The following is a 12,755-nucleotide window of genomic DNA, read 5'->3' as shown; positions in this document are numbered from 1 at the left end:
TGCTCCCTGTCGAGGTCGGCCGGACGAGGCGGTCAGCGGGGCTGCTCGGGGGTCGCGTCCTCCCGGACGCCGGCCGTCAACCCGGCGCGGTCCTTGAGGGCGAGCAGCTCGGCGAGGGCGGCGTCGCGCCGCGCGAGCAGGTCGGCCTCGTCGACGCCGGCGAACTCGGCGTCGACGGAGGCGACGAGGTCCGCGGTGAGCTGCGGGGTCAGCCGGGGGTCGCCGAGGTCGTCCCACCACTTCTCCGTGGGCGGACCGAGGTGCTCGAGGATGTGCGCGAACCCGCCCGGCCCGCCGGAGAGGTGCTGGGTGGCGAACGGCCCGAGCAGGGCCCACCGCAGACCGGGTCCGGCGGCGATCGCCGTGTCGAGGTCGGCGGCGCTCACCGCGCCCTCGCCCACGAGGTGGTACGCCTCGCGCCACAGCGCCGCCTGGAGGCGGTTGGCGACGTGGCCGGGCAGCTCGCGGTGCAGGTGGATCGGCCGCTTCCCGAGGTGGGTGAACGTCGCCATCGCGGCCGCGATCGCCTCCGCCGAGGTGGCCGCTCCGCCGACGATCTCGACGAGCGGCATGAGGTGCGGCGGGTTGAACGGGTGCGCGACGAGCATCCGCTCGGGGTGGTGCGCGCACGCGTCCTGGAACGAGCTGGGCAGCAGTCCCGACGTGCTGCTCGCGAGGAGGACGTCGGGGCGCGCCGCCGCGTCGAGGACGGCGAAGAGCTCGCGCTTGACGTCGAGGCGCTCGGGGCCGGCCTCGAGCACGAGGTCGGCGGCGGCCGCGGCCTCGCCCGCGTCGGCGGTGAACCGGAACCGGTCCGCGGGCGGGGCCACCCCGGTCTGGGCCCGCACCGTCGCGGTGAGGCGCTCCGCGGCCCCCTCCCCGGGGTCGGCGGCGACGACGTCGTGGCCGCGGCCGAGCGCGAGGCTCACCCAGCTCGCGCCGAGGGCCCCGGTGCCGACCACGGCGATCGTCGCGAGGTCGGCCGGTTCGACGAATCCGGTGCTCATCGCGCCTCCCGTGCCGGACCGGCCGCACCGGCCGACCGGGTCCGCGCGAGGTCGACGACCGCGTCGAGGCTCGTGGGCACGGCGAGCGCGTCGGGGCTGGCGACCTGCTCGATCGGCGTGCCCTGCAGGATCCGCTTGACCGGTAGCTCGAGCTTCTTGCCGGTGAGGTTGCGCGGGATGACCGGCAGCTCGGCGATCTCGTCGGGGATGTGGCGGGGCGACAGCGACGTGCGCAGGGCGGTCCCGATCGCGCGGCGCAGGTCGTCGTCGAGCGCGCGCCCCGGCTCGGTCGCGACGAAGCACAGCAGTTCGCCGTTGCCGCCTGCCGGGTCCTCGAGGTGGACGACGAGGGAGTCGGCCACGCCGGGGATCTCCTCGACGACGCGGTAGAACTCGGCCGTGCCGAGGCGCACCCCGCCGCGGTTGAGGGTCGCGTCGGAGCGGCCGGCCACGTGACAGCTCCCGTTCGGCGCGAAGACGATCCAGTCGCCGTGCCGCCACACGCCCGGGAAGTGGTCGAAGTACGCCGCGCGGTACCGGGATCCGTCGGTGTCGCCCCAGAACCCCACCGGCATCGACGGCATCGGCGAGGTGATGACGAGCTCGCCCAGCTCACCGACCACCTCGCGGCCCTCGGAGTCGACGGCGTGGACGTCGGCGCCGAGGCAGCGGGCCGAGATCTCGCCGGCCCACACGGGCACGAGGGGGTTGTTCTGCACGAGGCCCGAGCACACGTCGGTGCCGCCGGAGCCGACGTTGAGCTGCACGCGCGGGCCGAGCTGCTCCGCGACCCACGCGTACCCCTCGGGCGGCAGCGGCGAGCCGGCCGACCCGACGATGCGGATGCGCAGGTCGCGCCCGTGCAGGTCGACGCCCTCCTTGCGGCACGCCATGATCCAGCCCGGGCTCGCGCCCATGATCGTCGCGCCCGTCGCCTCGGCCAGATCCCACTGCCGGGCCACGTCGGGGTACAGGGGGTTGCCGTCGATCATGACGATCGAGGCGCGCACGAGCAGCGAGGAGACGAGGGCGTTCCACATCATCCAGGCGGTCGTGCTGAACCAGAGCATCCGGTCGCCGGGGCGCATGTCCCAGGACAGGGCGTGGTTCTTCAGGTGCTCGAGCAGGATGCCGCCGTGGCCGTGGACGATCGCCTTCGGCTGCCCGGTCGTGCCCGAGGAGAAGAGGACGACGAGCGGGTGGTCGAAGGGCACGGCCTCGACGGGCGGCGCCGCCTGCGGGTCGGCCGCCGCGAGCAGGTCGGGCCAGGACAGGGCGTCCTCGACGGCGAAGTCCCCGTAGGCGAGGTCGACGACGTGACGCACGCCGGGCAGCCCGGCCCGGACCGCGGCCACCTCGGCGCCGCGGTCGACGTCCTTGGCGCCGTAGCGGTAGCCGCCGACGACGAACAGCACGGTCGGCTCGATCTGGGCGAAGCGGTCGATGACGCTGCGGGGCCCGAACTCGGTAGCGCAGCTCGCCCACGTCGCGCCGAGGCTCGCCGTCGCGAGGAACGCGACGAGTGCCTCGGGCACGTTCGGCACGTACCCGGCGACCCGGTCGCCGCGGCGCACGCCGAGGTCGGCCAGCACGCGGCGGGCGCGCGCCACCTGCTCGCGCAGCTCGCCCCACGTGAGGTCGACGTCGGCGCGGGTCTGCGAGCGGCCGAGCACGGCGAGCTCGTCGGCGTCGGACCCGCCCTCGAGGTCGCCGAGGGCGTGCTCGGCGTAGTTGAGCGTGGCGCCGGGGAACCACGTGGCGCCGGGCATGCGCCGGTCGGTCAGCACGGCCTCGTGCGGGGCGTGGGCGCGGACGCCGAAGAACTCCCAGACCGCCGACCAGAACCCCTCGAGGTCGGTGACCGACCACTCCCACAGCTCGTCGTGCGTGCTCATCCGACGCCCGCGGTGCTCGGCGACCCAGCGCAGGAAGGCCCCGACCTGCGACGTCTCGAGCACGTCGGCGGGCGGCGTCCACACGACGTCGCCGCGCTGCACGGCGGTGCCCCCGCGCTCAGTCATCGGTCGCCTTCTTCGCGCGGCCGGCGAGGAAGTCGGCCATGCGACCCTTCGCGTCGTCGGTGCCCTGGGCGATGGCGGCCATGAGCGACTCGACGAACAGGCCCTCGCTCGGGCCCAGCTCGGCGATGCGCGGGAGGGCCTGCAGGACGGCGAAGTTCGTCTGGACGGCGTTGCCGGCGATCTTCTGCGCCAGGCCGAGCGCCGTCTCCAGACCGGCGCCGTCGGCGACGACGTACTGGCTGAACCCGACGGCGTGGCCCTCCGCGGCGTCGTAGCGGCGACCGGTGAGCATCATGTCGGCCATCCTCGCGACCCCGACGAGCCGCGGCACCCGCACCGAGCCGCCGCCGCCGACGAACAGCCCGCGCTGCCCCTCGGGCAGCGCGTAGAACGTCGACGCCTCCGCGACCCGGATGTGCGTGGCCGTCGCGAGCTCGAGGCCGCCGCCGACGACGGCCCCCTTGAGCACGGAGACGACCGGCACCGAGCCCTTCTCGAGCCGGTCGAAGACGCGGTGCCACATGCGCGAGTGCGCGATGCCGGCCATCGTGTCGCGCTCGGCCATCTCGGCGAGGTCGAGCCCGGCGCAGAAGTGGTCGCCCGCGGCGTCGAGGACGATCGCGCGGACGTCGGTCGGCAGCTCGTCGAGGAACCGCTCGAGGCCGAGGATGCTCGCGTCGCCGAGCGCGTTCCGCTTCTCCGGCCGATCGAGGGTGAGGATCGCGACGGCCCCCCGGCGGGTGGCGCGTAGCGAGGGCGGCAGGTCGATCCCGAGCCCTTCGGCGGTCGTCGTCATTCGACACCTCTCACGTCGCGTCATCGAGAACGGCGGGCCGGTCGGTCGGGACGGTCGCACGTCGCCCGCCCCGGGCCGACCACCCGCATGTCAGGAATCCTGATACTGGCGCATCGGGGCCGCGCCGCGCAAGGGTCCGCCCCGCCGACCGGGGCCTCACCCGCCGCCCCACGGTCCCGACCGCGGCGGTCGATCGGGCGGGCCGATCGGGCGCGACGACGTCGCGGACGTGGCGCTTTGCTTGAATGGACCGGTGACCCCGAGCGACTCCGACGCCCCACCTGCGCGGCTGCTGTACGTCGTCAAGCAGCTCGAGCTCATCAGCCGGGGCCGCCTCGACGACGTCCTGCGCCCCACCGGGGTGACGACGCTGCAGTACACGGCCCTCACCGTGCTCTCCCGGTCGCCGCGGATGAGCAGTGCCGACCTCGCGCGCCTCTCGTTCGTGCGGGCCCAGTCGACGGCCGACCTCGTGTCGAACCTCGCGAGGCAGGGCCTCATCTCCCGGACCCCCGATCCGGCGAACCGCCGCCGGCTCCTCATCGACCTCACCGACGCCGGCCGCGACCTGCTCGCGACGTACGACCCGCTCGTCGCCGACCTGGAGGCGGAGATGCTCGCCGACTTCACCGCCGACGAGCGCGACGTCTTCCGCGACCTGCTCCGTCGCGCCCGCCACGCCCTCGCGCTGTCGCAGTAGCCGCGACGGACCCTTGCCACGGACCGGTGGGTCTGTCACCCTGCTGTCCTCAGTGTCAGGAATCCTGTCAAAGTCGTCCGGAGGTCCACGTGCCCAGTTCCGCCCCCACCCACGAGGATCCGCGCGCGATCCTCGCCGCCGGAAAGATGGGCGGGCGCCAGATCCTCGCGGTCGCGTTGTGCACGATCCTCAACGCGCTCGACGGCTTCGACGTCCTCTCGATCAGCTTCGCTTCCCCCGGCATCGCCGCGGAGTGGGGCATCGGGCGCGGCGCGCTCGGCATCGTCCTGTCGATGGAGCTGATCGGCATGGCCGTCGGCTCCGTCGTGCTCGGCAACGTGGCCGACCGGATCGGTCGCCGCAAGACGATCCTCGGCGCCCTCGTCGTCATGGGCGTCGGCATGTTCCTCGCCACGCTGTCCACGGACCTGACGACCCTGTCGATCTACCGCCTCTTCACCGGCCTCGGCATCGGCGGCATGCTCGCCGCGACGAACGCCGTCGTGGCCGAGTTCTCGAACGCGCGGCTCAAGAGCATGTCGGTGGCGATCATGGCGGCCGGGTACCCGGTCGGCGCGATCGTCGGCGGGTCGATCGCCTCGGCGCTGCTCGCCTCGACGGGCGACTGGCGGTCGGTGTTCTACTTCGGCATCGTCGCCTCCGCCCTCATGCTGCCGGTCGTCTGGTTCCTCCTGCCGGAGTCGGTCGGCTACCTCGTGCAGGCCCGCCCGCACGGCGCCCTCGAGAAGATCAACGACACGATGCGCAAGCTCGGCCACCGCACGGTGCCGAACCTGCCCCCGGCCTCCGCGGACGAGCCGAAGACGTCGGTCAAGCAGCTCTTCAGCGGGCGCCTCGCGCGGATCACGATCCTGCTGACGCTCGCCTACTTCGCGCACATCATGACGTTCTACTTCATCCTCAAGTGGGTGCCGAAGATCGTCGTCGACATGGGCTACGCCCCGTCGGCCGCGGGCGGCGTGCTCGTCTGGGCCAACGTCGGCGGGCTCATCGGCTCGGTCGTGCTGAGCCTGCTCAGCCTGCGGATCCCCACGCGGACCCTCGTGCTCGGCTCGATGGTCCTCTCGACGGTCGCGGTCATCATCTTCGGCACCGGCGCCGACGGCCTGACGATGCTCAGCCTCATGTCGGCCCTCGCCGGGTTCTTCACGAACGCGGGCGTCGTCGGGCTCTACGCGCTCATCGCCCACGGGTTCCCCTCCGCCGTCCGCGCGGGCGGCACCGGGTTCGTCATCGGCGTCGGCCGCGGCGGCGCCGCCCTCGGCCCGGTCGTCGCGGGCTTCCTCTTCGAGGCCGGCCTCGGCCTCCTCGGGGTCGCGATCGCGATGGGCCTCGGCTCGCTCATCGGCGCCATCTGCCTCCTCGGCCTCAAGCAGTCCGACGAGGCGGCGCTCTGAGCCGCCGGTCGCCGTGCACCCGGCCCCGGATCCGCCGCGCGGACCGGGGCCGGCGTGCGTCGTCTTGGCACGACGCGGGCCGCGCCGCACAGTGGTCACCATGAGGTCCGCATGAGCACGCTCCCACCCCTGCAGACGTCCACGGACCGGCGCCACCGGCGCTGGGCGGTCGTCATCGGCGTCGTCTCCTTCGTCACCCTCATCGGCGCCGCCGGGTTCCGGTCGGTCCCGGGCGTGCTCATGCAGCCGCTGCACGAGGAGTTCGGCTGGAGCCACGGCACGATCGGGGCCGCCGTCTCGGTCAACCTCGTCCTCTTCGGCCTCATGTCGCCGTTCGCGGCGGCCCTCATGGACCGGTTCGGGGTGCGGCGGGTCGTGTCGATCGCGCTGACGCTGGTGGCGGCCGGCACCGGGCTGACGATCTTCATGCGCGAGCCGTGGCAGCTCATGGCGCTCTGGGGCGCCGTCGTCGGCATCGGCACGGGGTCGATGTCGATGACGTTCGTCGCGACGATGAGCAGCCGCTGGTACGTGCGGCGCCGCGGCCTCGTGTCGGGCATCCTCACCGCCGGCAACGCGACCGGCCAGCTCGTCTTCCTCCCCCTCATCGCCGCGCTCGCCGGGCACCACGGGTGGCGGACGGCGTCGCTCGTCGTCGCGGCGGTGTCGCTGCTGACCGTGCCCGTCGTCCTCCTCCTGCTGCGCGACCACCCCCACGACCTGGGCCTGCACGCCTACGGCGCGACCGCCGACGACCCGGGGCCGGCCCGCGCGCGCGGCGGCGGCTCGAGCGCCGGCCGCGCCCTCGCCGCGCTCGCCGGCGCCGCCCGGACGCGGACGTTCTGGCTGCTCGCGGGCGGGTTCGCGATCTGCGGCGCGACGACGAACGGGCTCATCGGCACCCACTTCGTGCCCGCCGCTCACGACCACGGCATGCCCGCGACGACCGCGGCCGGCCTCCTCGCCGTCGTCGGCATCTTCGACGTCCTCGGGACGATCGCGTCGGGCTGGCTCACCGACCGGTTCGACCCCCGCCTGCTGCTCGGGCTGTACTACGCCGGCCGCGGGGTGGCGCTCGTCCTGCTGCCGCACCTTCTCGCGCCCGGGGTCGAGCCGAGCATGTGGGCGTTCATCCTCGTCTACGGCCTCGACTGGGTGGCGACCGTGCCCCCGACCGTCGCCATCTGCCGGGGGCGGTTCGGCCTCGCCGGACCCATCGTCTTCGGCTGGGTGTTCGCGTCGCACCAGCTCGGCGCGGCGGCGGCCTCGTGGGGCGCGGGCTTCGTCCGCGACGTCTTCTCGTCCTACGACCTCGCCTGGTACGGCGGTGCCGCCCTGTGCGCGGTCGGCGCGGGCCTGTCGCTGGCCATCGCGCCGACGCGCCGGCTGCGCGAGGAGGCCGAGCGCGAGCGCGTGCCCGCCTGATCTCCTGACCCGACCGACCCGAGCCGACGACCCGGCCGTCCGCCCGACCCCCGCCCCGGCGTCGGTCGTCGGCTAGCGTCGAGGGGTGTCAAGCATCGCGGGGCCCAGCGCCCCGCCGGTGCGCCGCCCGCCGTTCGCGCGGGGGCCGGTGCTCGGGGCGGCGGCCGCGCAGGCCGCGCTCCTCACCGCCCTGAGCGCGGGGTACGGCTACCACCGCGACGAGCTGTACTTCCGGATGCTGCCGCCCGCCTGGGGGTACGTCGACCAACCGCCCCTGGCGCCGTTCCTCGTGCGCACGTTCACGCTGCTCGCCGACGAGACCTGGGCGATCCGCCTCCCCGCCACGCTGTGCGCCGCGCTGTCCGTGATCGTCGTCGCGGCGATCACCCGGGAGGCCGGGGGCGGACGCGCGGCCCAGTCGCTCGCGGCGTGGGGGTACGGGTTCGCGGTCATGCCGCTGTCGTTCGGGCACGTCGCGGTGACGCCGGCGTTCGACCTGCCGCTGTGGCCGGCGATCGTCCTGTGCGCGATGCGGGCGCTCCTGCGGCGCGAGCCGCGCTGGTGGCTCGCGGTGGGCGCCCTCCTCGGGCTCGCGACGTGGCTCAAGCTCCTCGTCGCGCTCCTCGCGGTCTCGCTGCTCGCGGGTCTGCTCCTGATCGGACCCCGCCGCCCGCTGCGCTCGCCGTGGCTGTGGGCGGGGGCGCTGCTCGCCGCCGCGATCGCCGCCCCGAACGCCGTCTACCAGTGGGCGAACGGCTGGCCGCAGCTCGCCGTCGGCGCCGGCCTCGCCGAGGGGAACGCCGGTCACGTGCGCCTCCTCATGTGGCCCTTCCTCCTCGTCCTGCTCGGGCCGCCGCTCGTCATCGTCTGGTGGGCCGGCCTGCGCGAGCTGCTGCGCCGCCCGGCGTGGCGGCCGATCCGCGGGATCGCCGTCGCCCTCCCGATCCTCCTGGGCCTCGTGTTCGCGATGGGGTCGCAGCTCTACTACCCGCTCGGGCTGCTCGCGGCCGTCTACGCGATCGGGTGCGTGCCGGTCGCGGAACGCCGGGGCACGCTGCCCGGGGTGGCCCTCGACGGGCCGGTCCGCGCGTGGGTGGCGGGGTGGGTCGGGGTCAACGCGCTCGCCGCCGCGCTCGTGGGCCTACCCGTGCTGCCCGAGGCGTGGCAGCGGGTCGTGCCCGTCGCGGCGATCAACCCCGTGGCCCGCGAGAGCATCGGCTGGCCGGCGTACGTGGGGCAGATCGCCGCCGTCCACGACACCCTGCCGCCGGAGGACCGCGCCCGCGCAGTCGTGCTCACCGCGAACTACGGGGAGGCGGGGGCCGTCGACCGGTACGGGCCCGCCCTCGGGCTCCCGCGCGCGTACAGCGGCCACAACGGCCTCGGCGAGCTCGGCCCGCCTCCGGCGGAGCGGACCGTCGCCGTCGTCGTCGGCGACGTCCGCCGCGACGTGTTCGCCCGCTGCGAACCGGCCGGCACGCTCGCCCACCCGGTGCCGGGCGGGGAGGAGAACGGCGCCCCGCTCGCGGTCTGCCGGGACCCGCGCGGGGGCTGGGCCGCGGCCTGGCCGCCCCTGCGGCACCTCGGCTGAGGGCGGCCGCTCCACCCGAGGTGGGTGACGTCACACCCATTGACGCCCGGGGAGAGCGGCCTTGACGCGCCGAGACTTTCGCGGTGGGACGGCCGTACAGGACGCGCGTCTCGAACACCCGTTGTTGACGATCGACCAAGACGCTCTTCCAGAAGACTCAGGTCCGCCCCTGGCGAGCCGTAAGGGGAGGCGACGGACACACGGTCCGACGCGGACGGGGGACGTCCGATGGCAGTTGGGGAGAGTCACATGAGGAACATCACGAGGATCCGCACCACCAGTCCGGCGACGCTGATCCGGGTTCTGGTCGTCGTCCTCGCCATGCTGGCCGTGAGCGCGATGACGTTGCAGCGGTCGCAGAGCGCGTTCTCGGGGACGACGACGTACGGGGATTCCGGCAGCGTGGGGGCTGCCCGAGTCTCGCTCGGGTCGAAGGCGGACCGGCCGCTCGACGTCTCCGACCTCGTGCCGGGCGACACGATCGTCCGCTGCGTCGACGTCACGTACGACGGCACCGCCACGGCCGACCAGCTCGACTCGCTCCGCCTCTACGGCGCGGACCCCTCGGGCGGCGCCCTCGGCCAGTACCTCGGCCTCGTCGTCGAGGCCGGCGCCGACGGTACGACGTGCGCGAGCACGGGGACGTGGTCGACGGCGATGTCGGGCAAGCTGAACGCCGTCCTCGGTGCGCAGTCGACGTACGGCACGGCGGCGAACACGGGCTGGACCCCGGCCGCGGCGGGCGCCAAGCGCCCCTTCCGTTTCACGGTCACTCTCGATTCGTCGACGCCGAACGAGGCGCAGGGCACGGCGGCGAAGCCGATGTTCACGTGGGAGATCCGCACCCGACCCGGTACGAGCCGGTGAGCGCGTCCGCGGCGGACGGCACGAGGACGCGGCCGGCGGCGGGCGACCTCGTCCGCTTCGTGCTCGGCTTGCTCGCCTCCGCCGCGCTCGTCGCGGGCACCGGTCTGGCCCTGCTCGCCGCCCTCCCGCAGATCACGCCAGGCTGGCGGACCACGGTCGTCGCCTCAGGGTCGATGGCCCCGGCGCTCGCCGTCGGCGACGCGGTCGCCGTCGAGGCGTGGCCGACCGAACGCGGAATGCTGGGGCCGCCGTCGGTCGTGCTGGTCGATCGGCCGGGACTCTTGCCGCTGCTGCACCGCGTGGTCGACGACGACGGCCGGACCTACCGCACGAAGGGCGACGCGAACGAGAGCGTCGACGGTGAGCGCGTCGCCCCCGCGCAGGTGCTGGGCGTGGGGCGGCTCGTGGTCCCTGGAGCCGGGTGGATCGCGCTCCGGGTCGCCGAGCGCGACGCCGGAGCGGTGGCCGCCGCCGCAGCCGGACTCGCGGCGCTCGTCGCGCTGGCCCGGTACGGCTGGCTCGATCGGTACGACCCGTGGCTGGCCGCGCGCCGGCGCGCCGCGCAGGCGGCGGTAAAGCCCACGACTCCCGAGCCGTCGGCGCCTGCGGGACCCGCGCCCTCGGAGCCGGGGGGGCGCGTCTCGTCACCGGAGCCGGTGAGTGCCGAGCGCCCCGAGCCGGTGTCGCCGGCGGGGCGAGGCGTTCTGCTCGCTCCAGCAGTGGCGGTCCTCGCCGCCCTCCTCGTCGTCGCCCTCGTCGGGGGTGCCGGCACGTCGGCGTCCGCCCTGTCGGCCCGGACGAGCTCTGCGCGCACCCTCGGGGCCACCACCGTGCTCCCGGCCGGTGCGCTCACGGCGCGGTGCACGACGACGCCGGCCGTCGTCGACGCGGTGACCGCGGGACCCACGACGGCCGCGCCGGCCCTGCCCGACGACGTACGCGTCGGCGACCACCTCATCCTGTCGCGCGGTGGGATACGGCCGTGGAATGCGACCACCTCGGCGCACGAGGACCCACCGGTTCCGGCCGGCTGGACGCAGCTCGGGATCGCCACCGGCGGGGCCGAACGCTTCCACGCCGTGTACCGGCGGGCGGCCGTTGCGGGCGACGCGGGCACCCTCATGCCGCACGAACCCGACTATGCCGACGTGCTCCTTGTCGCGCGCGGGGGTGTCGTCTCCGACAGCAGCCTCGCAGGCCGGGTCGTGGAGGGGCCGACGGCCCCCGGACCGGCGATCGCCCCGTCGGTCGACGGCAAGGTCGGCGGCCTGCTCCTCACCTTCTGGGGCATCGAGCGCAACGACACCACGTACTCGACGCCGACCGGCATGACGGAGGTCGCGAAGACGGCGTTCCGACACGCGATCTCCATGGCCGCCCACGAGCAGAAGGTCACGGCCGACGGCCCGACGGGGGCGAGGTCGACGACGATGACCGACGGGGCGACCGGGGTGCCGGTCACCGGGCGGCACTCGGGCCTGTCGCTGTTCATCCGCAGCACGCCCTACGCGACCCTCACGTGGACCCCCTCTGCCGCCGACCGGGTGACGGGCTACACCATCCTGCGTGACGGGGCGGCCGTGTCCACGGTGACCGGTCGGACGACGACCACCTGGCGCGACCCCGCCCCCCTCGGTGCCGGCGAGGCGACGTACACCGTCGTCGCACGAGCGGGGAGCTGGTCGTCGCCAGCCGAGCGCGTGACGACCTCCGGCGCCGCCTGCTGACCGGACGACGCCGCGGGCGCAGGCCCGGCCCGAGGGCCGGGCCTGCGCCCACGACACGTCCCGCCCGCGCGCCGGCGCGCACACTGGCGAGGTGAGCCCGTCGATGCACCGCTGGGTGCTGCACGTCGACCTCGACCAGTTCGTCGCCGCCGTGGAGGTGCTGCGCCGCCCCGAGCTCGCCGGGCGCCCCGTCATCGTGGGCGGGCGCGGCGACCCGACGCAGCGGGCCGTCGTCTCGACCGCGTCGTACGAGGCCCGCGCGTTCGGGGTCCGCTCCGGGATGCCCCTGCGGATCGCGGCCCGCACGTGCCCCGAGGCCGTACTGCTGCCCGTCGACGGCGCCGCCTACACCGCGGCCTCGGAGCGCGTCATGGCGACGCTGGCCGAGCACGCGCCCGTGCAGGTGCTCGGGTGGGACGAGGCGTTCGTCGGCGTCGAGCCCACCGACGCCGACAGCGCCCGGGCGTTCGCCCGCCGCCTCCAGGTCGCGGTCCTGGCCGCCACCGACCTGCACTGCTCCATCGGCGTCGGCGACAGCACGGTGCGCGCCAAGAACGCCACCGGCTTCGGCAAGCCGCGCGGCGTCTTCACGCTCACCGCCGACACGTGGCTCGAGGTCATGGGCCACCGCCCCACCCGCGACCTGTGGGGCGTCGGACCCCGCGTCAGCGCGCGCCTCGCCGCCCTCGGGATCGACACGGTGGCCGAGCTCGCGGCGACCGACCTGCCCACCCTCCAGGGCGAGTTCGGACCCAAGACCGGCGCCTGGTACCTCGCCCTCGGGCGCGGTGTCGGGCCCGACGTCGTCGACCCCACCCCGTGGGTGCCCCGCGCGCATTCCCGCGAGACGACCTTCCAGGAGGACCTCGTCGACCGCGCGGCGGTCCTCGACGCCGTCGAGACCCTCGCCCGGGCCGTGGCCGCCGACAACGCGGCCGAGGGTCGGCCCAGCTTCCGGCTCTTCCTCAAGATCCGGTACGCCCCCTTTTTCACCGTGACCCGCAGCCGCACCCTGCCCGCGCCGCTCGCGAGCCCCGACGACCTCGCCGCCGTGGCCCGCGCCCTCGCCGACGACCGCATCGAGCCCGACCGGCCGATCCGTCTGCTCGGCGTCCGCGCCGAGATGACCCCACCCGACCCGCCCGGTTGCACACCGTGACCGCCAGGGGGTTGCCAGGGCCAGGCAGAATGGACGGGCACCCG

General features: G+C 74.8%; 10 protein-coding genes. 7 read left to right on the top strand and 3 right to left on the bottom strand.

Annotated elements, in window-relative coordinates; translation table 11 throughout:
- Positions 1 to 32: 32 nt before the first annotated feature.
- Genes ICW24_RS16005 through ICW24_RS15995 form a run of 3 tightly spaced genes read right to left on the bottom strand, consistent with a single transcriptional unit; the run spans position 33 to position 3,824 of the window.
- Positions 33 to 1,007, bottom strand: coding sequence for a 3-hydroxyacyl-CoA dehydrogenase NAD-binding domain-containing protein (locus ICW24_RS16005; protein WP_226346726.1), 975 nt, complete (start codon positions 1,005 to 1,007; stop codon positions 33 to 35).
- Positions 1,004 to 3,028 carry an acetoacetate--CoA ligase gene (locus tag ICW24_RS16000; protein ID WP_226346725.1) on the bottom strand — a complete coding sequence of 675 codons (2,025 nt, stop codon included), beginning with the start codon at positions 3,026 to 3,028 and terminating at the stop codon, positions 1,004 to 1,006. The genes ICW24_RS16005 and ICW24_RS16000 overlap by 4 nt, the downstream gene beginning before the upstream one ends.
- On the bottom strand, positions 3,021 to 3,824 hold the full coding sequence (locus ICW24_RS15995; protein WP_226346724.1) for a crotonase/enoyl-CoA hydratase family protein: 804 nt from the start codon (positions 3,822 to 3,824) through the stop codon (positions 3,021 to 3,023). Before ICW24_RS15995 ends, ICW24_RS16000 begins: the two co-directional genes overlap by 8 nt.
- A gap of 253 nt (positions 3,825 to 4,077) precedes the next feature.
- Between ICW24_RS15995 and ICW24_RS15990 the strand changes: the two genes are divergently transcribed.
- The 7 genes from ICW24_RS15990 (at position 4,078) to ICW24_RS15960 (ending at position 12,711) form a co-directional block, all read left to right on the top strand.
- On the top strand, positions 4,078 to 4,524 hold the full coding sequence (locus tag ICW24_RS15990; RefSeq protein ID WP_226346723.1) for a MarR family winged helix-turn-helix transcriptional regulator: 447 nt from the start codon (positions 4,078 to 4,080) through the stop codon (positions 4,522 to 4,524).
- 89 nt (positions 4,525 to 4,613) lie between these two features.
- Positions 4,614 to 5,942 (top strand): MFS transporter, encoded by a 1,329-nt coding sequence (locus tag ICW24_RS15985; RefSeq protein ID WP_226346722.1) that lies wholly within the window; start codon positions 4,614 to 4,616, stop codon positions 5,940 to 5,942.
- 111 nt (positions 5,943 to 6,053) lie between these two features.
- Entirely contained in the window at positions 6,054 to 7,367 is a 1,314-nt protein-coding gene (locus ICW24_RS15980) for an MFS transporter (protein ID WP_226346721.1), read from the top strand.
- Between the two features lie 85 nt (positions 7,368 to 7,452).
- A complete protein-coding gene (locus ICW24_RS15975; protein WP_226346720.1) occupies positions 7,453 to 8,958 on the top strand; it encodes an ArnT family glycosyltransferase in 1,506 nt (501 codons plus the stop codon).
- A gap of 249 nt (positions 8,959 to 9,207) precedes the next feature.
- Positions 9,208 to 9,825, top strand: a complete 618-nt coding sequence (locus ICW24_RS15970) for a hypothetical protein (RefSeq protein WP_226346719.1) — start codon at positions 9,208 to 9,210, stop codon at positions 9,823 to 9,825.
- A complete protein-coding gene (locus tag ICW24_RS15965) occupies positions 9,789 to 11,552 on the top strand; it encodes a S24/S26 family peptidase (RefSeq protein ID WP_226346718.1) in 1,764 nt (587 codons plus the stop codon). Before ICW24_RS15970 ends, ICW24_RS15965 begins: the two co-directional genes overlap by 37 nt.
- Positions 11,553 to 11,655: 103 nt before the next feature.
- Positions 11,656 to 12,711, top strand: a complete 1,056-nt coding sequence (locus ICW24_RS15960) for a DNA polymerase IV (protein ID WP_226346779.1) — start codon at positions 11,656 to 11,658, stop codon at positions 12,709 to 12,711.
- Positions 12,712 to 12,755 lie beyond the last annotated feature (44 nt).

The sequence above is a fragment of the Agilicoccus flavus genome (assembly GCF_014857905.1).
GTDB classification, from domain to species: Bacteria; Actinomycetota; Actinomycetes; order Actinomycetales; family Dermatophilaceae; genus Agilicoccus; species Agilicoccus flavus.
The sequence above is the reverse complement of the archived record's forward strand: the minus strand, read 5'-3'. Positions and strand labels throughout refer to the sequence as shown.